Genomic DNA, 21,469 nt, shown 5'->3' with positions numbered 1-21,469 from the left:
TGCCGACAGGGCCACAAACGTGGTCGCGGCCACTGATCGTCACCGTAGGCGGAGGTTCCCGGCAATGCGGGCTTATATGAATAGTTCACACATTTGGCACAACCACCCCTTTGCCGACACGCCCGTACGCGGGACCCGCCGGGGCTCCGGCTTGTCCCCGCCGGCTACCGTTTCGGGAAGTACGGCGACACCGGCAGGGCGGTCGCGCGGCGCCCGGTACCGGGTGGGTAGGTGCGCGAACACGATCAGTACAGTAGGGACGTGTCTCTATGGATCGCCGCAATCTGGGGACTTGTCGGCAGCGCCGTCTCCGAGGCGCTGAACCTCTACGCGATGATGCGCCCGACCACCGAGTCGAAGGGCCGCTGGCAGTGGCCGTGGCGGGACCGCCGCGACCGTCCGATCGTGATGTTCGCGGTGCTGCTCCGGGCGCTCGCCGGCACCGGGCTGGCCGCCGCCGCGTGGGCCGGCGGACTGGCCACCACCGCCTTTGCCACGTTCACCTTCGGCGTGGCGGCACCGCTGGTGATCGCGAAGATCTTCGACCAGATCAGGGTGCTCGACCAACCGTCGAGTCAGGACGTCCGGTCGGAACGGAGCGACGATGACGCCGCGTGAGAACCCGTTCCGGCGGCTGGCCTCCGCGCTCGCCGCCCAACCGTCCACCACCACCGCCTCCGTACCGCTGCCGACCCGCACCAGGTTCGCCGCCGCGCTCGCGGCTCGACCGGTCAGCCGCGCCAGCGGGACGAACAGCCAGAAGCCAGCGCTGGACCGACACACCGAGCCCGGCGACAAGCTCGCCGACCGGGTCAAGTGGGTGCTGGCCCATCTGCTCGGCACCACCCCGGACCAGTTGCGGGTGGACTCCGACGGCGACATCGGCGTCCGCGCCGGCTCAGCCATGATCTTCGTACGGGCACAGGAGGATCCGCCCCTGGTGGACGTCTTCTCCCCGCTGCTGACCGGGGTGCAACCCACCGAGACGCTCTACCGGCGACTCTCCGACCTGACCAACGGCATGATCGTCGGCCGGGTCTACTGCACCGGCGACACGATCTGGGCCTCGATACCCGTGTTCGGGCAGGACTTCCAGGCGAGCCACCTGCTGCTGGCGATCCAGGCGATGATCGAGCTGGCCGACGACCTCGACGACCACCTGCGCCGGGAGTTCGGCGGCAGCCGTTTCTTCGGTCCCGAGGCGTCCGGCATCGTGCCCGTTCCCGATCCCACCGGCTACCTGCGGGATCTCGCCGACAGCGGGGAGTCCCGGGCGGGCCGGATCCTGGCGGACCTGCTGGCCGACCGAGGCCGTACGGACGAACTGCGGACCCGGGCCGAGAACGGCAACGGGCACGCCGCCGCGCGGCTCGCCGTACTGCTGCTGGACCGGGGCGAGGCCGACGACGCCGAGCACTTCTGGCGGCTCGCCGCCGACCAGGGCGAGCCCTCCGCGCGGGCCGAGCTCGCCGACCTGCTGGTCACCCGGGGCCGGGTCGAGGAGGCGGTCGAGTTGCTCCGCGACGGGCCGACCGACGACCGGCGTTCGCTCGGCCTCCTGCTCACCCTGCTCACCGAGTCGGGCCGGGTGGAGGAGGCGGTCCACCTCCTGCGCGACCGTAGCCCCCGGACCGACGACGACCGGTAACAGCGCGTCCGTACCCATCCCCGGCCGGCGCGCGGGGCACTCGGCCGAGACGGTCGGGCACCACCGGGACATGGCCGCCGCTCCTTCTCCCCCGTGCCGTCGCGACCGGGCCACGGACGCCGTCGCGGCTTACGTTCGTCACGGTAGGTGGAACTGCGAACCGACGGGGGCTTACGTGAAGACTTCCCACGTTCGGGGCGGCGCCGGCCGGCGCCGACGACCCGGTTACGGTAACGACATGGGGCAAGCGACACGCTGGGTGACCGATACCGATCCGGGACACTCGCAGTGGTACATCGACCGGTTCCGTCAACTGGCGGCCGACGGCGCAGACCTCGCGGGTGAGGCGCGACTGCTGGACACGCTGGTCGCGCCGGGCTCGCGGATCCTGGACGCGGGCTGCGGCACCGGCCGGGTCGGGGCCGCACTCGCCGCGCGCGGTCACCGGGTGGTCGGTGTCGACGCCGACCCCGCGCTGATCGAGGCGGCCGGCGTGGACCACCCCGAACTGACCCTGCTCGTCGGTGACCTGGCCGAGCTGGACCTGCCCGCCGTCGGGCAGACCGAGCCGTTCGACGCCGTCGTGGTGGCCGGCAACGTGATGGTGTTCGTCGCGCCCGGCACGGAGGGCGCGGTGCTGCGTCGGATCGCCGCGCACGTACGCCCGGACGGGGCGGTGGTGGTGGGATTCCGTACCGACCGGGACTACCGGCTGGAAGCCTTCGACGCGGACGCGTCGGCCGCCGGTCTCCAGGTGGAACACCGGTTCGCCACCTGGGACCTGCGCCCGTGGCGGGCCGACGCGGGCTTCGCCGTCACCGTGCTGCGCCGCCCCGCCTGACCGCCGGTCGAGGACCGGGGCGGGTTCGACCGGCTTCCGGCCGCCGAACCCGCCACAATCATGCTGGTCAGAGTCCCTTGCACTGCCCGACGACGGGCCCGCGTACGGTGTTGCGCAGCCCGTTGTCGGTCGGCGCCGGACTGTTGCCGGTGCAGGAGAGCGGGCCGTTGACCGTGTTGCCGGCGACCAGTGGTGCCGGGGCGGTGGTGTTGCCGTGCAGGACGACCGGGCCGCTCACGTCCACCCGCTCGACGATGACGTCGCCGGTGCTGCCGGTGATGCTCACCGGACCGCTGACCGTTCCGCCGATCAGTTCGACCAGGACACCGTCGGTGGCGGTCACCGGTCCCCGGATGGTCGCGCCGGTGGCGATCAGCGAGGCGCCCGGACGTACCACCACGGGGCCGGCGACGGTGGCCCCGGGCAGGCAGGTCACCCCGTCGGTGAGAACGAGCGGACCACGGTGGCCGCCGGTCACCGTCGCGGTGCAACTGCTCGCCACCACCGTGAACCGGGCGGTCGTGGTGCCGCCACCGGGACGGGTGGCGGTGACCGTGGCCTGGTAGACGCCGTCCCGGGCGTAGGTGTGGTCGGCCACGGCCGAGTAGATGCCGTTCACGCTCCTGTTGGTGCCCGGGGTGCCGGTCAGGGTCGCCGCCGAACTGGTCCCGTCGCCCCATTCGACGGTCGCCGACACCTGGTCGGCGGTGGTGCCCGGGGCGACCACCGAGGCCACCTCGCCGCCGACCGTACGGTTCGCGGTGGTGCGGTCGGGGGCGGCCACGTCGACCCGCCACGGCACCTGCGGCGAGGGGTAGAAGTTGTGGCCCCGCGCCTGCCACCGGGGACCGTGCGCGGCCAGCCGGCCGACGAAGGAGGCGAGGTTGCGCTCCGGGTGCTCCCTCGGCGACCAGCCGATCTCCGCCGTGGCCGGCATCCGGGGGAAGAGCTGGAACTCGATGTCCGGCAGGTTGGCCAGCGTCTCGGACCACATCGGCGCCTCCACCCCGAGGATGTGGGTGTCGGTCACCGCGGGGAGCGTGACCCCGCCGGTGGTCCGCGCCGGGATGTACGTCGCCGGGTCACTGCTGCCGGCGGACCAGTTGTAGAAGTGCGACACGTCGAGCCGACCGGCCCAGCTCAGCCCGAGCGGGCTGCCGACGAACTGCTGCATGTCGAGATAGGTGTGGTTGGCCGGGGACATGACGACCTTCATGCCCTTCTGCACGGCAAAGCGGGCGGTGTCCCCGGCCGCCCCGGTCGGGTTCCCGTTGCTCCAGAACTGGGCCACCGCCGCCGGGGCGTCGGGGCGGTCGAAGTTGGCGGTGGCGATCTCGGACCAGCCCATCACGATCTTGTTCTGGGCCTTCACGATCTGGGCCGCCCGGTCGACGAAGTCGACGAACCGGTCGTGCGCCAGGGTCGACGTCGGGACCTCGTCCCCGCCGAGGTGGTAGTACGGGCCGGGGCTCAGCGCGCTGAGCTGCTCGGTGATGTCACCGATGATCGCCCAGGTGTTCGGGCTCTCCGGGCAGAGCGCGCTGTAACCGACCGCCCCGGTGAGGTTCCAGACCGGCGGCGTACGGGTCGTGCAGTTCACGTCGGGCAGGACCGGGTTCGCCTGCGGTCCGGCGTACGACATCACGATCGCGTTGGTGTGACCCGGGGAGTCGACCTCGGGGATCACGGTCATGAACCGTTGCGCCGCGTACTCGACCACGTCGACGTACTCGGCCTGGGTCCAGTAGCCACCGGGGTCGTTGTTGATCGAGAACTGGGCGCCGATGGTGGTGAGCTCGGGCCGACCGTTGATCGCGATCCGGAAACCCTGGTCGTCGCTGACGTGCAGGTGCAACACGTTCAGCTTGTACGCCGAGGCGTGGTCGATCAGGCGCTTCACGGTGGCCGGCGTCTGGAAGTGCCGGGCGATGTCGAGCATCGTTCCCCGGTAGCCGTACCGGGGGACGTCGGTGATCCGGACGCCGTCGACCGTCCACGGACCGGGCCGGACCGTCGGGCTCTCGATCCACGGCGGGAGGAGCTGTCGCAGGGTCTGCACCGCGTAGAAGAGTCCGGCCGGCTCGGCCGCCTCGAGGCGTACGTTCGCGTCGGAGACGTCGATCCGGTAGCCCTCGTCGCCGAGGTCGGCGGCTCCGGTCAGCCCGAGCAGGATGTCCCCGGCCCCAGCGGCGCCCTCGACCACCGGCAGCGGGTAACCGGTCGAGGGCCGCAGCACGGCGGCCAGGCCGTCGGCGATGCGCGCGGCCGAAGCGCCACCGGACACCAGCACGATCCTGGTCCTCGGCCCGACCACAAAACTCTGTCCCGGCACCGCTGCACGCTGCGCCGGCACCGGGATGACCTGGGCCGGTCCGCTCGGCGCCGTGCCGGCCGGCGCGACGTCGGGCCGCGCCTGCGCCGGTGTCGCGGCGACCATCGTCTGGACCGCGAGCGCCAGGGCGAGTACGGCGCCGCCGAACCGCCGCCGCCCCCGTCGCGTCCACCTGTGCCGGGTGCCGGGTAACCGACCGGACGTCTGCATTGTCACGCTCCCTCGTCGGGGTGCGCGGCGCCCGCCGGGCCCCGGTCCCCCCACCGCTTCACGGTCGGTTGGGTCGGCCGGGCGTGGTGGCGGTCGACCAGCGCGGATTGAGTGATCAACGTCGATGACGCTGGCCGAATGATAGGCACCGGGGCGACGTACTGTAAAGACTCCTTACATTGCGTGACCCGCCGCCGGGTTGGCCAGCACGGGTCCGGCGGACGTCCGGTTCTGGGAACGTGGGGTGCGGAGGGTGGCGTACCCGGCGACGGAGGGTCTGGCATGTCCGACTGGCGGTCACGGTCACGGCGACCGGCCAAGCGTGGCCGACGCCGGTCCGGCGAGCGCTACCGCCAGCCCCCCGAGCTGTCGATGGACCCACGGGCCACGCCGGAGCCCGCGCCGGTCGAGCAGAGCGTGGTCACCTCCGGCATCTACCGGGACGGGCACCGGGTAGCCAGCCCCGACAGTGTGTCCGGGATCTGCCGGCGGCTGCCGGAGCAGCCCGGCACGATGGCCTGGATCGGGCTCTACCGACCGGCGGAGAGCCAGCTCATGGCGGTGGCCGAGGAGTTCTCGCTGCACGAGTTGGCGGTGGAGGACGCGGTGGTCGCGCACCAGCGCCCCAAGCTCGAACGCTACGGCGAGACCCTGTTCGTGGTGCTCCGGGCCGCCCGCTACCTCGACGACCTCGAACAGGTCGACTTCGGCGAACTGCACGTCTTCGTCGGTCCGAACTTCGTCCTCACCGTCCGGCACGGCGAGGCGCCGGACATGGGCGCGGTACGACGCCGGATGGAGGGCGACCCCGACCTGCTGCGCCGTGGCCCGGAGGCGGTGCTGTACGCGATCCTGGACGCGGTGGTGGACGGGTACGCCCCCGTGGTCGCCGGACTCCAGCACGACATCGACGAGATCGAGACCGAGGTGTTCGGCGGGGACCCGAAGGTGACCCGGCGGATCTACGAACTCTCCCGCGAGGTGATCGAGTTCCAGCGGGCCTCCCGTCCGCTGCTGGACATCCTGCGCGGGTTGAGTGCCGGCTTCAGCAAGCACGGCACCGACGAGGAGCTCCAGCGTTACCTGGGCGACGTGGCCGACCACGCGACCACCGCCGCCGAACGGGTGGACGGGTTCCGGCAGATCCTCACCGACATCCGTACGCTCAACGCCACGCTGGTCTCGCAGGCACAGAACGAGGAGGTCAAGCGGCTGACCGAGGCGAGCTACACGCAGAACGAGGAGGTCAAGAAGATCTCCGCCTGGGCCGCGATCCTGTTCGCGCCGACGCTGATCGGCACCATCTACGGGATGAACTTCGACCACATCCCGGAACTGCACTGGAGCTTCGGCTACCCGTTCGCGCTGGCCCTGATGGCGCTCGTCTGCACCTGTCTCTACCTGGTGTTCAAGCGCCGCGACTGGCTCTGACCCGGCGACCCGTGGCGGTGACACCGCGCCCGCCGTGGAGGAGACGGCCGCGGTGTCACCGGGACCAGGATCAACAGCGGGGTACGCCGGGAATGTAGCCGTCGTAGCCGGTCAGCACGTACGTGTCCGAGATGAACCGACCGGCGCCGATCCGGTCCCAGATGTTGCTGGTGCCGTACGTGCCGGTGACCGTGGTGCCGGTGGTCTGGCACTGGATGGTCACCCGGGCACCGTCGGCGACCGAACCCACCACGCCGTAACCGGTCCCGGGGCCGGAGCGGACGTTGAGGTCGATGCCGGAGGTGTTCACCGTGCCGCTGCCGGTGCCGCCACCACCGCAGGCGTTGTCACTGGTGTAGGTCTTGGTGCCGTAGTAGAGGGCGAGCGTGCCGTTGAACCGGACCTGGGCGTAGGACCCGTTCAGCCGCTGCTCGTAGTGCAGGTGCGGACCGGTCGAACCGCCGGTGCTGCCGACGTAGCCGATCACCGTGCCGTACCCGACGGTCGACCCGACGCCGATGCCGGTGGCGAAGCCGCTCAGGTGCGCGTAGTAGGTGGTGTGACCGCCACCGTGGTTGATCCGGAGGTAGCGGCCGTAGCTGGTGTTGCCGAGGTTCGTCGCCACGTCGACCGTGCCGGGCGCGCTCGCCACCACCGGGTCGCCGTCGTCGTTCGTACGGTTGAAGTCGATCGCGGGCGCCGGGCTGTGGTCGGTGCGGGTCTGGCCAGACCACGACTGCCCGCACGGGAACGGGACCTTGAAGGTGGGCGCGGCCATCGCGGGTGCCGCCGGCACCAGCACGCTGGCCGCCAGCAGCAGTCCGGCACCAAGCACGGTCAGCAGACGTCTGCGCATTCGGTGTCTCCTCTGTCGAGTTCTGCGTCGGCGGGCCACAGACTGACAGAGCGATCATGAACGAGATAGGCGATCATTGATCTCGGGTAGATGAACAGCGGTTCACCGATCCGGTTCGGCGACCGGGTACGGCGCGAAGGTGCTGTGGTTCTCGTCGATGGAAAGCCCCCGGCCGATCTGCGGGAACGCGCGCTGCGGGCAGTTGCTCCGCTCGCAGACCTTGCACCCGATGCCGATCGGGACCGCCGCGTCGGCGTCGTCGAGGTCGAGCCCGGTCGAGTAGACCAGCCGACCGGCCTGGCGCAGGTCGCAGCCGAGGCCGATGGCGAACGACTTGCCGGGACGGCCGTAGCGACCCGGTGCCCGGGTGACCGTACGGGCGATCCAGAAGTAGCGCCGACCGTCGGGCATCGCCGCGATCTGGGTCAGGATCCGGCCGGGTGCGGCAAACGCCTCGTAGACGTTCCAGAGCGGGCAGGTGCCCCCGGTACGGGAGAAGTGGAAGCCGGTGGCCGACTGGCGCTTCGACATGTTGCCGGCCCGGTCGACCCGGATGAACGAGAACGCCACCCCGCGCGCCCGGGGCCGTTGCAGGGTGCTCACCCGGTGACAGACGATCTCGTAGCCCACGCCGTAGTGGGTGGCGAGCCGGTCCAGGTCGTACCGGAACTCCTCGGCGTTGGCGTGGAAGTCCTGGTACGGCAGGATCAGCGCGGCGGCGAAGTACTTGGCCAGCCCGATCCGGGCCAGCGTCTCCGACTCCGGGCTGCTCAGCTCCGCCGCCTCCACCAGGTCGTTGAGGGTCTCCCCCACCTCCGCGAAGGCGAGCTGGGTGGCCATCCTGATCGCCAACTGCCCCGGGCGCAGATAACCGGAGAGCCGCAGCAACTGGGTCCTCGGGTCGTACCGGTGCAGTTCCTCGGCCTCCTCGGAACCGGGCTCGCCGACCCGGACCCGGATGCCGTGTACGCCGAGCCGTTGGGTCAGCACCGGACGCATGTCCCCGGGCCGGATGCCGATCACGGAGGCGAGCCGTTCGGCCGCCTCGTCGAGCTCGGCGATGTAGTTGTTCCGCTGGTAGAAGTACTCCCGGATCTCCTCGTGCGGACCCGGCTCCAGCTCACCCGACTCGTGCTCGCGGTCCCCGGTGAGCGCGGCCAACCGGTCGGCGAGCTGCCGGTAGCGGCGGTGCATGGTGACCAGCGCGTGGGCGGTGTGTGGGAGCCGCTGGGCCAGCTCGGCCGCCTCCTCCACCGGGATGTCGATGCGCAGCGTGTCGTCGGAGGAGACCTCCCGGATCTCGGCGGTGAGCCGGGCGGTGTCGTGGGTGGCGAAGAAGGCCGCGTCGACGCCGAGCGACTCGCTGATGCTGAGCAGGACCGGCACGGTCAGCGGCCGGGACCCGTGCTCGATCTGGTTGAGGTAGCTCGGCGAGATGCCGAGCATCCGGGCGAAGGCCGCCTGGGTCATCCGGCGCTCCTCGCGCAGCCTGCGCAGCCGCGCACCCGCCACACTCTTGCGCATCGGCGTCTCCCCTCCCGCGTACTGAGCCGCCAGTTTGCCAATGCTGTCTTCGCAACATTTGCAAATCGGTGGCAAAGATTCGCAACTGTTGGCTCCTTGCGGCCATCGACCAGCGCTTTCACCTATGTCACGGTCGGTTGACAGGGCCCGCCACGTCAAGTGCGCAAGACACGTGGTTGGCAAAAGGCGGGCCGGACCGAACGACGACGGATCGGAAGGACGAGGGCGATGGACGCATTCACGGGACCGGAGACGACGGGTACGACCGACGGGGTACCGGCGGGAGCCCTCACAGCCGCCGCCGAACTGACCCGGCGGTGGGAGCGGGACCCGCGCTGGCGCGACATCCGGCGGACGTACTCGGCGCGGGACGTGCTGCGGCTGCGCGGCAGCGTGGTGGAGGAACAGACCCTGGCCCGACGCGGGGCGCAACGGCTCTGGGAGTCGCTGCACAGCGAGGACTTTGTGCCCGCACTCGGCGCGTTGACCGGCAACCAGGCGGTGCAGCAGGTCAACGCCGGCCTGAAGGCCATCTACCTCTCCGGCTGGCAGGTCGCCGCCGACGCCAACCTGGCCGGTCAGACCTACCCGGACCAGAGCCTCTACCCGGCGAACTCGGTGCCGGCCGTGGTCCGTCGGATCAACAACGCGCTGCTGCGCGCCGACCGGATCCGGCACGCCGAGGGCGGCACCGGCGGCCCGACCGACTGGCTGGTGCCGATCGTCGCCGACGCCGAGGCCGGCTTCGGCGGCGTACTCAACGCGTTCGAGCTGATGAGCGCGATGATCGCGGCCGGCGCGGCGGCGGTGCACTGGGAGGACCAACTCGCCTCCGAGAAGAAGTGCGGCCACCTGGGCGGCAAGGTGCTGATCCCGACCGGCCAGCACATCCGTACGCTGAACGCCGCCCGGCTCGCCGCCGACGTCGCCGACGTGCCGACGCTCATCATGGCCCGTACCGACGCGGACGCGGCGACCCTGATCACCACCGACGTGGACGAGCGGGACCGGGAGTTCGTCACCGGCGAACGGACCGCCGAGGGTTTCTACCGGGTGCGACCGGGGATGGACGCGTGCGTCGCCCGGGGCCTGGCGTACGCGCCGTACGCGGAACTGCTCTGGATGGAGACCTCCACCCCGGACCTGGACGTGGCCCGCCGGTTCGCCGAGGCGATCAAGGCCGAGTACCCGGACCAGTTGCTGGCCTACAACTGCTCGCCGTCGTTCAACTGGCGCAAGCACCTCGACGACGCGACCATCGCCAAGTTCCAGCGCGAGCTGGGCCACATGGGGTACAGGTTCCAGTTCATCACCCTGGCCGGGTTCCACGCGCTCAACCACTCGATGTTCGACCTGGCCCACGGGTACGCCGCCAGCGGCATGCCGGCCTACGTCGAGTTGCAGGAGCGGGAGTTCGCCGCCGAGGCCACCGGCTACACCGCCACCCGGCACCAGCGCGAGGTCGGCACCGGCTACTTCGACCTGGTCAGCACGATCATCAACCCGACCAGCGACACCGTCGCGCTGCGCGGGTCGACCGAGGAGGAACAGTTCACCGGGGCGGTGTCGTGATGCCGGCGACCACGCGTACGCGGTTCACGCTCCCGGGGGCGAACGCCATGCGGTCGCAGATCACGGTCGTGGGGCAGGGCGGGGAGCGGTTCAACGAGATCCTGACCCCGGAGGCACTCGCGTTTGTCGCTCGGCTCGACGCCGAGTTCGCCGGCCGGCGGGCCGAGTTGCTGACCGACCGGGCGAGGCGCCGCGACCGCCTGGCCCGGGGCGAGGAGTCGCTGGGCTGGCTGGCGGAGACCTCGGCGGTCCGGGACGACCCGCACTGGCGGGTGGCCGGCGCCGCGCCCGGACTGGTCGACCGGCGGGTCGAGATCACCGGCCCGCCGGACCGGCGGATGACCGTCAACGCGCTGAACTCGGGCGCCCGGGTCTGGCTGGCCGACTTCGAGGACGCGCTCTCCCCCACCTGGTCGAACCTGGTGGGTGGGCAGCTCAACCTGCGCGACGCGATCGACGGCCGGCTCGACTTCACGACGGAGACCGGCAAGCGGTACCGGGTCGGCCCGGACCCGGCCACCATCGTTCTCCGGCCGCGCGGCTGGCACCTGGTCGAGAAGCACGTCGTGGTGGACGGGCGCCCGGTCCCGGCCGCCCTGGTCGACTTCGGGCTCTATCTGTTCCACTGTGGGCAACTTCAGCTCGACCGGGGCAGCGGTCCCTACTTCTACCTGCCCAAGCTGGAGAGCCACCTGGAGGCACGGCTCTGGAACGACGTGTTCACCGTGGCCCAGGGCCTGCTCGGGATGCCGTACGGCACGATCCGGGCGACCGTGCTGATCGAGACCATCACCGCCGCGTTCGAGATGGAGGAGATCCTGTACGAGCTGCGCGACCACTGCGCGGGGCTGAACGCCGGCCGCTGGGACTACATCTTCAGCCTGGTCAAGACCTTCGGTGAGCGGCCCGAATTTGTGCTGCCGGAGCGGGCCAGGGTCACCATGACGGTGCCGTTCATGCGCGCGTACACCGAGCTGCTGGTGTCGACCTGTCACCGGCGGGGCGGGTACGCGCTGGGCGGGATGGCCGCGTTCATCCCGAGCCGGAACGCCGACACCAACGCGCTGGCGATGGCGAAGGTGCGCGAGGACAAGGAGCGGGAGGCGGCCGACGGCTTCGACGGCTCCTGGGTCGCCCACCCGGGCCTGGTGCCGATCTGCCGGGAGGTCTTCGACCGGGTGCTGGGCGACCGCGCCCACCAGCTCGACCGCCTCCGCGAGGACGTCCGGGTCACCCCGGACGAGTTGCTCGACGTCGCCGGCGCCGGCGGCGAGGTGACCGAGTCCGGGCTGCGGAACAACATCGCCGTCGCCCTGCGCTACCTGGACGCGTGGCTCGGTGGCAGCGGCGCGGTGGCGATCTTCGACCTGATGGAGGACGCGGCGACCGCCGAGATCGCCCGGTGCCAGGTCTGGCAGTGGGTCCGGACCGGGAGCCGGCTGACCGACGGGCGCCCGATCGACGAGGAACTGGTCCGCAAACTGCTCGCCGAGGAGTTGGCGGCGGCGCGTGGCGACGACGACGGGGCCGGGCACCGGTGGCACGACGCGGAGGAGATTTTCGTACGGACCGCGCTCGGCGACACCCTGCCCACCTTCTTCACCACCGGCGCGTACGCGAACCACCTGGTCGGGCGACCCGAGCGGTAGTCGACGTCACCGCCCAGCCCGGTCGTCCGAAGGGGTGACCGGGCTGGCCCGGCGCGACGGGTTACCGGGGCAGCTCGGCGCCGCTCTGCTCGCTCACCATGTACGCGGCGTACCAGTTGGCCCAGTTCGGGTCCTCCGCGCCGGTACGCTTCTCGTGCTCGCCGTGGGCGGCCGACGCGCGTTCGAGCGCGCTGGTCAGGTCGTCCACCGAGCCGAACGACGTCACGCCGCCCTCGATCCGCCCGGGAAGCCGGGTGGTCACCTCCTGCAACAACCACTGGTTGCCGTCCGGGTCGCTGAACGAGGCGCGGGAGAAGTAGCTGCGACGCTCGGGATCCGGACCGTCGAGCGGGCCGTCGGGACCGAGGTGGAAGATCCCGCCCACCTCGACGCCGGCCGCGAGCAGTACGTTCCGGGTGGTCTCCAGGTCGTTCACGATCACGTACTGGCTGGCCGAACCCGGGGCCGCCGAGGTGAGGTTCGCGCCGAACTGGACCGAGCATCCGGAGCCGTGCGGCGTGAGCTGGACGATGCCGACCGGTGTCTGGTCGAGTCGCCACCCGAGTCGCCGGTAGAACTCCTTGGCACGCTCGACGTCCGAGACCGGGATGACGGCCACCTCGATCTTCATGTCGACGTTCTGGACCGTGGTTTCGCCCGTGCCGCCGCCGCGTACGTCGGTCTTGCTCATCGAGCCTCCCTGGGCCGAGTCAGCCGTCCTGGCCGCGCCCTGCGGGGGCCACCGGTGGGCAGGGTCTCGGTTACAACGTACTGCTCGGGCGGGTGCGCGACGCCCGGTTCGGCGGTTTGACGGGGGTGGCCGATCAGGGCGTCTGCCGGGCCCGGACCGCCTCGGCGTCGGGGTGGCCCAGGTCGTCCAGGATCGTCAGAGCCCTGCTCCACGCGGTCCGGGCGGCGTCCCGGTTGCCCGCGTCGCGGTGGACCTCGGCGAGCCGGCCGAGCCCGTCCGCCTCGTTCCACCGGTCACCGGCCCGGCGGTACAGGTCGATCGCCTCCCGGTAGCTGGCGATCGACTCGTCGTACCGGCCCATCCGGTGGTGGATGTAGCCGATGCTGTCCAGCGTGTGTGAGAGGCCCATCAGCGCGTCGGTCTCGCGCAACACCGCGAGCGCCTCGTGGCAGCACCGAAGGGCCTCGTCGTACTCCCGCAACAGCGCGCGGTACCAGCCGATGCTGTTGAGCGAGTTCGCCTGACCGATCCGGTGCCCCGCGCGGCCGAAGAGCTCGTGGGCCCGCTGCGCGTGGCCCAGCGCCTCCTCGTGGCCGCCCTGCCGCTCGGCCACCACTCCCAGCACCATGTGGATACCGGCCTCACCAAGAGGTTCGCCGAGGGTGCGGTGCAGCTCGGCCGCCTGCCGCAGATGATCGCCGGCCTCCTGGAACTGGCCCAGTTCGGCGTGCGCGCTGCCGATCCACCGGTGGGCGAACGCCAGCCCGACCGAGTCGTCGAGTCGTCCCACCGCACCCACCGTCGTCCGCAGCATCGCCAACTGCTCGTTCCAGTAACCCTGGCGTTGCAGGAAGGGCGCGAGTGTCCAGGACAGGTGCCAGGCGTGTCGGTCCAGCCCGGCCTCCACCGCCAGGTCGATCAGGGCGAGCAGGACGGGGCGTTCGGCGGCGAACCAGGCGATCGCCTCCGCGGCATCCGCGAGCGACTCGACCAGGACACCGGGTGGCGCCTCGCCGACCTCGATCCGGACGCTCGGATGCGGCATCAGCAGGAGCGCGGCGCGGTGACCGGTGTGCAGGTGATGGTCGAGCAGCCGGTGCAGGGCGGCCCGGCGGGCGGCATCGGTCTCGTCCGCCTCGGCCCACTCCACGGCGTACGCCCGCAGCAGGTCGTGGAGCACGTACCGGCCGGGCGCCCGTTCGGCGATCAGGTTGGCGGCGGCGAGTTCGGCGAAGAGCGTCTGCGCCTGCCGCAGCGGGATGCCGGCCGTGCTGGCCGCCGCCGCCACCGTCAGGTACGGACCGGGATGCCAGCCGAGCAGGCGGAACAGCCTCGCCGCCCCGACGCTGAGCGCGGCGCAGGACCAGGAGAAGACCGACCGTACGTCGCTCACCGCGTCGCCGACGGCAAACGGGTCCAGGCTCTGCCCGGCCCCGCGCAGCTCGGCCGCCACCGCCGAGAGCCGGATTCCCGGCCGAGCCGCCGCACGGGCCGCCACGACCGCGAGGGCCAGCGGCAGCCGGGCGCAGAGCTCGACGATCTCGGCGACCGCGTCCGGCTCGGCGGCGACCCGGCCGCGCCCCAGGCGCATGGCGAGCAACTCGTACGCGTCGGAGTCGGACATCAGTTCCAGCGTCATCATCCGGGCGGCCTCGGTCACGGCGAGCGACGTGAGCTGGTTGCGGCTGGTGACGAGGACGAGGCAGCCCGGCGATCCGGGCAGCAGGGGACGTACCTGCTCGGCGTCGCTGGCGTTGTCGAGCACCACCAGCACGCGTCGTCCGGAGAGCAGGCTCCGGTAGAGCCCGACCTGGGCGTCACTCGTGGCCGGGATGCGGTACCGGGGCACCGCGAGCGTGTCCAGGAAACCCCGGACCGCCTCGGCCGGGTCCATCGCCGCGCCGCGCTGGTCGAAACCCCGGAGGTTGACGTAGAGCTGCCCGTCGGGGAACTGGTCGCGGACGCGATGCGCCCAGTAGACCGCGAGCGAGGTCTTGCCCACGCCGGCCGAACCGGCCAGGACCGAGATGACCATGGTCGCGGGCTCGCGGGTCGCGTCGGCCACCAGGCCGTCGAGCAGCTTCAGCTCGCTGGCCCGGCCGACGAACCCGGCCAGCGCGGGCGGCAGTTGCGCGGGCACCGCGTGCGCCGGGCGCGGTGGCACGGCGGGTACGGGTACGGGCACCGGCTCGACCACGGTGGTCACCTTGCCCCGGAGTATCTCCCGGTGCAGGTCCTGCAACTCGGCGCCCGGATCGATGCCCAACTGGTCGGCGAGCCGGGCACGGATGTCGGCGTACCGGTTCAACGCCTCCGAGGTGCGACCGACGACGTGCAGCGCCCGCATCAGCAGCGCCGTCAACGGCTCCACCAGCGGGCTCTCACCGACCATCCGGGTGAGCGGACCGATCACCCCCGCCGCCTGGCCGGACCGTAGCTCCAACTCCGCCCAGGCGATCACGGCGGCCTGTAGGTCCTGACGCCAGGCGTCGCGCATCCGGGCGGCCCAGTCGCCGGCCAGCCCGCCCAGCGGCTCACCCCGCCACAGCCCCAGAGCCTGCCCGTACGCCACGGTCGACCGGGGCGGGTTGACCGCCGCCAGGTCGACGAGGCGGTGGAAACGGTGGATGTCGACCAGGTCCGGATCGACGTCGAGCACGTAACCGCCGGAGCGACGCGAGAGCGCGACCGGTGCCGGGTCCAGGTCGGACGCCCGGGCAAGGGCCTTGCGAATCCCGCTGACGTGCACGTGCAGGGTACGGCGGGCGCCGGTCGGTGCGTCGTCCCACACCCGGTCGACCAGCACTTCGGTGGTGACCGGACGGCCGGCGTCCACGGCGAGCGCCGCCAGCACGAGGCGTTGCTGCGGTGGGCCGAGTTCGACCGAACGCTCCCCGGCGAACAGTTCGACCGCTCCCAACAGCCGAAACTCCACCAACCCTCCACCCGAAAGCAGCACCCCGATCTACCACTAACAATCCGTTAAGAGTTTACGTCATAGCCCTCAAGCATCCTGAAACCAGCCGAAGTGCCGACAACGCACTCGGATCCGCAAGCCCGACCGTGAGGGGGACGGTCGGGCTCGTGGCTGTGGTGCCGATGGCTGTGGTGCCGATGGCTGTGGTGGAGGCGATCAGCCGCCGGCTGGGCGGCGGGCGGGTCCGTTGTCGACGAACCGGAAGGTGCTCCGCAGCGGCGCGTCGCCCAGTTCTTCGAGGATCAGACCGTTGGTGGGCGAATACTGGAGGAACGCCGACTCGTGGCTGATCGCGTACGTTCCCTTGCCCTTGGCGGTGATCGTGAATCGTTGGTCCGGGTCGGCTTCGGCGCAGACGGCCGCCTCGACGCTCAGCGGCTGTGCGTCGCCCGGGTTCCGCACCTGCCAGCAGGACGGCTCGTCGGCGGCGGGGTGGTTGTTCGGCCTGGTGTACGCCTTGATCAGGTATCCGCCGGCACCGAGCGGGGTCGGGACGAACAACTGGCGTCCACTGTCGTCGTCGGCCTCGCCGAGTCGACCGTCCAGCGACAGCCCGCCCTCGGACGCCTGCACCCGCACGATGGTCACCTCGCGCTCGCCCGACAGGGCGGGATCGGTCGCGGCCGAGGGACCGGGCGTCCCGCTGCCCGACGGCGACCCCGTCGGCGCGGCCGGTGGGAGCGTCGCGGATGAGGAGGCGGACGGTACGGCGGAGGCGGACAACTCTCCGGACTGACCGGACTGGCCGGTCTGGCAGCCCAGCAGGGCGGTCGTGCAGACCAGTACCACCGCGCCGGAAACCCACTTCACATTGGACATACCACACCTCTCACCTCGGCGATGGTGGCCATATGCCCTATTTGCGATTGCGGTAAACGTTTCCACGATGGCGGCTGTGTACGCTCTCCTACCCTGGCCCGGTGGACGATTTCGCGGACGACGTGCCAGGCGAGGACCGACCCGTTCCGCAGCGAACGGAAGACGGTCTCGCGTCGTGGCAGCCCCTGCCGGACACCCTCGGCGGTCCACCCGACCTGCGGATCGGGAAGCCGGAGCGGGAGTCGGCCCGGTGGGCGTTGGAGCAGCACCACCGCGAGGAGCGGATCGACGCCGAGGAGTACCATTCGCGCAGACGCGACCTCGACGAGACTCGTACCCGAAGTGAACTGGCCCGGCTCTTCGCCGACCTGCCGACGCCACACCCCAGCCTTCCGGACCCGTCGAACCCGGTCACGCCAACCCCGTCGACCGGCCCCAACGAGGAGTTCACGTCCTTCCACAGCGCGATGATGGCCCTGCTCGGCCTGGGACTGCCGGTCGCCGTCGTGCTCGGCCTGATGTACGACGTCCTGTGGGTGCTGGGGATACCGGTGGCCGCCTCCGTGCTGATGTTCCTCTACCGGCACTCGGTCCGGACGGCCGAGCAGCGCGGGCGTAACGAACGGGCCTGACCCGGTTCGCCGGTCGACAGGGGTGAGGGCGGGTCGTTCCCTCACCCCTGCCATCGACTACCGGCTGCCGCCCCTGCCCACCTGAGCGGTTTCACCGTCGGCCCGGCCGGTGCCCGAAAGCGGGCGACCGTCGTTCGCCGCGACCCCGGCGGCGCTGGCCGCACCGCCGAGCGACACGATCATCGCGTCGGCGTCGCGGACCAGCACCGCGCGTACGTCGGCGTCCGGCACCAGCGTCGCGTCCGAGGCGAGTTCGACAAACGCGGTGAGCTGCTGCACCGCCCGCCGGTCGTTGCCGGCCGCCTCCGAGTCGCGTACCGCGGTCAGCTTGTTGGTGAGCTGGCGGTGCGCCTTGGCGCTGAGCCGGTCGGTCGCCCCGAACCGGTCGAGCAGGTTCGCCATGTCCCGGAACGAGGTGGCCACGAAGAACCGGACCGAACTGGTGTTGGTGTTGCCGGCCCTGTCGGTGGCGGTGACCCGCAACTCGTGCAGCCCCAGGCTCAGGTCGTACAGGGCCTGGAGGGTGTTGTCGCCGTACGGCCTGCCGTCGAGCGTGGCGACCGTGCTGGCGATGCCGGAGGTCGGGTCGACGCCCTGGAAGCTCACCCGCACCTCCTCGCTGTCCCCGTAGAGCTGCCCGTCGGCCAGCCCCGAGACGGTCACCGTCGGCTTCGTACCGTCGATTCGCACCGGGGCGGACCCGGCGGTCTCGACGTTGCCGGCCCGGTCGGTCGACCGGTACCGGAGCACGTGCTGCCCGTCACCGCTGACCTGGACCGGCCCGGTGTATGCGGTCCAGGTCGGGTCGGCGTCGAGCTGGTACTCGGTCGACGCGACGCCGCTGCCGTCCGCCTCGTCGGTCGAGGTCAGCGTCACCGTCGCGGCCGAGGTGTACCAGCCGCCCGTCTCCGTACCGGTGACCTCGGCCCGGGTGACGGGCGCGGTGGTGTCCTGGTCCGGCTGCGCCGGGGTGCCGTACACGTTGACGTCCCAGAGCGAGTAGCCCCACTGGGTGGCCCGTGTGGTGCCGTACACCCGCAGGTGGCGGGCGGTGCCGGAGATGGCCAGGTCGTCGACGCCACCGTCGCCGCTGGTGGTGCCGTGGACCCTGGTCCAGGTGGTGCCGTCGGTCGAGGTCTGCACCTCGTACGCGCTGGCGTACGCCGTCTCCCAGCCGAGCCGGACCCGACTCAGGTCGTACTCGGCGCCGAGGTCGATGGCGAGCCACTGCGGGTCGACCAGGTGCTCGCTCGCCCAGCGGGTGGCCGGGTTGCCGTCGACCGCGTTGCCCGGCAGGTGGGACGAGTTCGGCTCCACCGACGACGCGGTGACCGGACGGCCCCGGGCCAGGTCGTCCCCGGTGGAGGTCTCGTCCGTACGGATCCGGATGTCGCGGTAGTTGATGTCCAGTCCGGCGCCGTCGTTCTGCACCCCGAAGAAGCCCTCGGCGATGTTGCGGGCACTGGTGTAGTCGGTCAGCTTCACCCCGTTGAGGTAGACCTCGACCTGCTGCCCGTGCACCCGGATGTCGTACGTGTTCCACTCCCCCGGCGGGTTCAGGTTCGCCTCGCGCAGAGCGGTGTTCGGGGCCTTGAAGCTGTAGACGCTGCCGGTGGTCCGGGTCGGGTCGGCGTCGGTGGCGTCGATCTGGATCTCGTGCCCGGCGTCGACCGGCTTCCACGGGTCACCCTGCGGGTCCGGGAACCCGATGAAGACCCCGCCGTTGTCGTCGCCCGGCATCATCCAGTCGACCTTCAGCGAGTAGTCGCTGTACGTCCGGGTCGGGTACCAGAGCAGCCCCATCCCGCCGAACGAGGTGAGCGTGCCGTTGTCCAGGGTGAACCCGCCCGGACCGGCCTGGCGCCACCGGTCGAAACTGGCCTGGGTGCCGTCGAACAGCGCGGTGTAACCGGTCTCCGGCCGGCAGTCCGCGTCGGCCTGGTCGGCGACGAGCCGGATGCCGCCGAGCAGCATCTTCAGGTAGTTCTCGTCGGCGTACGACTGGGTGGTGTGTCCCATCCCGGTGTACCAGGACCGGCCGCCGTCGTACTCCTGGCACCAGGTGATCGGGTGGTCCGCGCCCATCCCGCCGCCGCTGTAGGTCGACTCGTCCACGGTGGCGAGCACCTTGACCCGTTCCCGGGGGTTGGTCCGGTAGTTGTACCACTCGTCGGTGTGGTTCCAGGTCGGCGCGAAGTGCGAGGTCGACGGGTTGGCCCGGTCGGAGAACCGGACGGTGGCCGGCTGGGTGGCCGGGTGCGAGTCGAAGTAGCCGCCGACCAGCGCGCCGTACCAGGGCCAGTCGTACTCGGTGTCGGCCGCCGCGTGCACGCCCGCGAAGCCGCCACCGCCCCGGATGTACGCCTCGAACGCCGCCTGCTGCTCGGCGTCGAGCACGTCGCCGGTGGTGGAGAGGAAGACGACCGCCTCGTACTGGGCCAGGTTCGTGGCGGTGAAGGCGGTGGCGTCCTCGGTCGAGTCGACCTGGAAGCCGTTCTCCCGCCCGAGCCGCTCGATCGCCGCGACGCCGGCCTCGACCGACTCGTGCCGGTAGCCGGCGGTCTTGGAGAAGACCATCACCTGGTACGTCTCCGCCGCCGCGGCAGTCTCGGGGGCGGCGCTGGCGGGCGGGGCGAGTGCGCCGAACGAGGTCAGAGCAAGGGCAGCACTGGTGGCGGACGCGAGGATGCCTCGGCGCATGGGTGCTCCTTCCGTGGGGATCGGTCAGGAGGAGCGCGCCGCCGCACCTGTGGAATCGTCACCGAAAGGCCGCCGAGTCTTTCGGGTTCATCGGACTCTGCCGGGCGGGGCGTTGGGGAGTCAAGCCCTTTGATCAAAACGAGCTTCGATCTTTGGTTGCGGTGGTGGGTTGGGGGGCGGCGTGCCCGCTCTGGGCGGTCAGGCTTGGTCCCGTCGTGGGCACGCCGCCCCCCAACCCTGACCGGGTCGACGTTCGGTCATTCGTAGCGGTCGCGGCGCCATTCGGTTTCGCGGTCCTCGTGCACGGTGGCCTCCTGGAGAGCGGACTCACGGAGGACGTGCCGCGACTCGGCGAAGATGACCACCTCGCTGATCACCAGCGCGAAGCAGACCGCCGCGAGCATGCCGATCGCCGCGAGCGCGGGAAGCACGACCGCCAGGGGGATCAGCGAACCGAGGACGAGGATCGCCCCCACCCTGGTCCAGGTGACCGTGCCGAGGATGCGCGCCTGGAAGGCGAGGTGGCCGAGGAGGAACAGGATCACCCCGCCGTAGATGAGCGGGACGCCGGGGCCCTGCTGCGGTTCGGCGAGCGGGATGTGCTCGCTGCTGAGCTGGTGGATCATCTCCTTGTCGCCGAGGGAGAGCAGGATCAGCGCGGCGATCATCGGCAGGTGCAGGTAGACGTACGCGTCCCGGGCGAGCCGGATCCGGGCCAGGTCGTGTGTGCCGTGCATGACCTGGTGCGCGGCGGGCGCGACGATGTCGAAGTACGCCCACCAGAGCGACGCGGTGATGCCGATGCCGAGCGCGGTGCCGATGAACATCGGCCAGGTCTCGGTCCGGCCGGTCAGGTTGGTGCCGAGGCCGACCGAGATGATGGTCTCGCCGAGCCCGACGATGACGATCAACTCGAACCGCTCGACCCAGTGTCCGGCGGAGGCGAGTCCCCAGTGGGAGACGCTGAGGAAGCGGCCGGCGCCGTACTCGATCACGACCGCGATGGTCCAGAGCAGCGTACGGAAGGTCACCTCGTCGATGCCGTGGAACCTCGCCGGGATCAGTCCGGCGATGAAGAGCAGCGTGGTGGTGGTGACCAGCGGCAGCGCGTAGTGCAGGATCTGGCGCCGGAGCACGGGGTCGTCCCGGGCGGAGTACCAGTGCAGCACCACGTGCAGGGCCCGGACGATGAGGTAACAGATCGCCAGCACCAGCGGAGCGTCGAATCCGCTGGTCTCACCGGCGAATGCCTGCGGGATGATCAGGGCGATGGTGAAGGTGGCGACCATGACGGGGAAGACCACCAGCGGCCCGATCCCCTCACCGAGCCTGATCCAGTTCGCCACCACCATGTGCGAGCACCAGCACCACCAGAGCAGGGCCAGGATCAGCAGGCCGTGGTAGAGACCGCTCGGCGTCAGGTCCTGCGAGGTGACCCGGGCGATGCTGAAGAAGACGAAGACAAAGACCAGGTCGAAGAAGACCTCGAGGCTGTTCGCCCGGGTTCCCGGGCTGGCCCGGCGTAGCTGCCCGAGCAGTCCCCGGCGGCGGTTCACCGCCGGGTCCCGTCAGCCCGCACCGTGGCCG

General features: G+C 71.1%; 15 protein-coding genes. 7 read left to right on the top strand and 8 right to left on the bottom strand.

What is annotated here, in order from left to right:
- The first annotated feature begins 261 nt into the window (after positions 1–261).
- The 3 genes from ACI2K4_RS32805 to ACI2K4_RS32795 all read left to right on the top strand — a co-directional run bounded on the left by ACI2K4_RS32805 (position 262) and on the right by ACI2K4_RS32795 (position 2,489).
- Positions 262–618: a hypothetical protein gene (locus ACI2K4_RS32805; RefSeq protein WP_404516977.1), complete on the top strand. Its 357-nt coding sequence runs from the start codon at positions 262–264 to the stop codon at positions 616–618.
- Complete coding sequence (locus tag ACI2K4_RS32800) at positions 605–1,648, top strand: T3SS (YopN, CesT) and YbjN peptide-binding chaperone 1 (protein ID WP_404516976.1); 1,044 nt, start codon at positions 605–607, stop codon at positions 1,646–1,648. The genes ACI2K4_RS32805 and ACI2K4_RS32800 overlap by 14 nt, the downstream gene beginning before the upstream one ends.
- A gap of 238 nt (positions 1,649–1,886) precedes the next feature.
- Entirely contained in the window at positions 1,887–2,489 is a 603-nt protein-coding gene (locus ACI2K4_RS32795) for a class I SAM-dependent methyltransferase (RefSeq protein ID WP_404516975.1), read from the top strand.
- 67 nt (positions 2,490–2,556) lie between these two features.
- Here ACI2K4_RS32795 and ACI2K4_RS32790 read toward each other — a convergent pair whose 3' ends face one another.
- Entirely contained in the window at positions 2,557–5,031 is a 2,475-nt protein-coding gene (locus ACI2K4_RS32790) for a family 20 glycosylhydrolase (protein ID WP_404516974.1), read from the bottom strand.
- A 282-nt stretch (positions 5,032–5,313) separates the two neighbouring features.
- On the opposite strand from ACI2K4_RS32790, the gene ACI2K4_RS32785 reads away from it, so the two are divergent.
- The gene (locus ACI2K4_RS32785) at positions 5,314–6,462 is read left to right on the top strand and encodes a magnesium and cobalt transport protein CorA (RefSeq protein WP_404516973.1); all 1,149 of its coding nucleotides are present in this window, start codon (positions 5,314–5,316) and stop codon (positions 6,460–6,462) included.
- A gap of 70 nt (positions 6,463–6,532) precedes the next feature.
- Here the strand turns inward: ACI2K4_RS32785 and ACI2K4_RS32780 are convergent, their stop codons facing one another.
- Positions 6,533–7,318, bottom strand: coding sequence for a peptidoglycan DD-metalloendopeptidase family protein (locus ACI2K4_RS32780; protein ID WP_404516972.1), 786 nt, complete (start codon positions 7,316–7,318; stop codon positions 6,533–6,535).
- A 102-nt stretch (positions 7,319–7,420) separates the two neighbouring features.
- Entirely contained in the window at positions 7,421–8,842 is a 1,422-nt protein-coding gene (locus ACI2K4_RS32775) for a short-chain fatty acyl-CoA regulator family protein (protein ID WP_404516970.1), read from the bottom strand.
- Between the two features lie 228 nt (positions 8,843–9,070).
- On the opposite strand from ACI2K4_RS32775, the gene aceA reads away from it, so the two are divergent.
- Positions 9,071–10,414 carry an isocitrate lyase gene (gene aceA, locus ACI2K4_RS32770; RefSeq protein WP_404516969.1) on the top strand — a complete coding sequence of 448 codons (1,344 nt, stop codon included), beginning with the start codon at positions 9,071–9,073 and terminating at the stop codon, positions 10,412–10,414.
- A 47-nt stretch (positions 10,415–10,461) separates the two neighbouring features.
- Positions 10,462–12,063: a malate synthase A gene (aceB, locus tag ACI2K4_RS32765; protein WP_404517002.1), complete on the top strand. Its 1,602-nt coding sequence runs from the start codon at positions 10,462–10,464 to the stop codon at positions 12,061–12,063.
- Between the two features lie 61 nt (positions 12,064–12,124).
- Here aceB and ACI2K4_RS32760 read toward each other — a convergent pair whose 3' ends face one another.
- From ACI2K4_RS32760 to ACI2K4_RS32750, 3 genes are all read right to left on the bottom strand, one after another.
- Positions 12,125–12,754 (bottom strand): VOC family protein, encoded by a 630-nt coding sequence (locus tag ACI2K4_RS32760; RefSeq protein ID WP_404516968.1) that lies wholly within the window; start codon positions 12,752–12,754, stop codon positions 12,125–12,127.
- A 133-nt stretch (positions 12,755–12,887) separates the two neighbouring features.
- Positions 12,888–15,689: an AfsR/SARP family transcriptional regulator gene (locus tag ACI2K4_RS32755; protein ID WP_404516966.1), complete on the bottom strand. Its 2,802-nt coding sequence runs from the start codon at positions 15,687–15,689 to the stop codon at positions 12,888–12,890.
- A gap of 198 nt (positions 15,690–15,887) precedes the next feature.
- Entirely contained in the window at positions 15,888–16,550 is a 663-nt protein-coding gene (locus ACI2K4_RS32750) for a hypothetical protein (RefSeq protein WP_404516965.1), read from the bottom strand.
- A gap of 101 nt (positions 16,551–16,651) precedes the next feature.
- Between ACI2K4_RS32750 and ACI2K4_RS32745 the strand changes: the two genes are divergently transcribed.
- On the top strand, positions 16,652–17,182 hold the full coding sequence (locus ACI2K4_RS32745; RefSeq protein ID WP_404516964.1) for a DUF1707 domain-containing protein: 531 nt from the start codon (positions 16,652–16,654) through the stop codon (positions 17,180–17,182).
- Between the two features lie 57 nt (positions 17,183–17,239).
- Here the strand turns inward: ACI2K4_RS32745 and ACI2K4_RS32740 are convergent, their stop codons facing one another.
- On the bottom strand, positions 17,240–19,882 hold the full coding sequence (locus ACI2K4_RS32740) for a ThuA domain-containing protein (protein ID WP_404516963.1): 2,643 nt from the start codon (positions 19,880–19,882) through the stop codon (positions 17,240–17,242).
- Positions 19,883–20,139: 257 nt separating this feature from the next.
- Positions 20,140–21,438 carry a low temperature requirement protein A gene (locus ACI2K4_RS32735; protein ID WP_404516961.1) on the bottom strand — a complete coding sequence of 433 codons (1,299 nt, stop codon included), beginning with the start codon at positions 21,436–21,438 and terminating at the stop codon, positions 20,140–20,142.
- Between the last annotated feature and the right edge of the window lie 31 nt (positions 21,439–21,469).

Source organism: Micromonospora sp. NPDC050397 (assembly GCF_044901685.1).
Classification (GTDB): Bacteria; Actinomycetota; Actinomycetes; order Mycobacteriales; family Micromonosporaceae; genus Micromonospora_G.
The sequence above is the reverse complement of the archived record's forward strand: the minus strand, read 5'-3'. Positions and strand labels throughout refer to the sequence as shown.

Coding starts and splice junctions, on each gene's coding strand:
- ACI2K4_RS32800 (WP_404516976.1), top strand. CDS start 605: ATGACGCCGCGTGAGAACCCGTTCCGGCGGCTGGCCTCCGCGCTCGCC.
- ACI2K4_RS32795 (WP_404516975.1), top strand. CDS start 1,887: ATGGGGCAAGCGACACGCTGGGTGACCGATACCGATCCGGGACACTCG.
- ACI2K4_RS32790 (WP_404516974.1), bottom strand. CDS start 5,031: ATGCAGACGTCCGGTCGGTTACCCGGCACCCGGCACAGGTGGACGCGA.
- ACI2K4_RS32785 (WP_404516973.1), top strand. CDS start 5,314: ATGTCCGACTGGCGGTCACGGTCACGGCGACCGGCCAAGCGTGGCCGA.
- ACI2K4_RS32780 (WP_404516972.1), bottom strand. CDS start 7,318: ATGCGCAGACGTCTGCTGACCGTGCTTGGTGCCGGACTGCTGCTGGCG.
- ACI2K4_RS32775 (WP_404516970.1), bottom strand. CDS start 8,842: ATGCGCAAGAGTGTGGCGGGTGCGCGGCTGCGCAGGCTGCGCGAGGAG.
- aceA (WP_404516969.1), top strand. CDS start 9,071: ATGGACGCATTCACGGGACCGGAGACGACGGGTACGACCGACGGGGTA.
- aceB (WP_404517002.1), top strand. CDS start 10,462: ATGCGGTCGCAGATCACGGTCGTGGGGCAGGGCGGGGAGCGGTTCAAC.
- ACI2K4_RS32760 (WP_404516968.1), bottom strand. CDS start 12,754: ATGAGCAAGACCGACGTACGCGGCGGCGGCACGGGCGAAACCACGGTC.
- ACI2K4_RS32750 (WP_404516965.1), bottom strand. CDS start 16,550: ATGTCCAATGTGAAGTGGGTTTCCGGCGCGGTGGTACTGGTCTGCACG.
- ACI2K4_RS32740 (WP_404516963.1), bottom strand. CDS start 19,882: ATGCGCCGAGGCATCCTCGCGTCCGCCACCAGTGCTGCCCTTGCTCTG.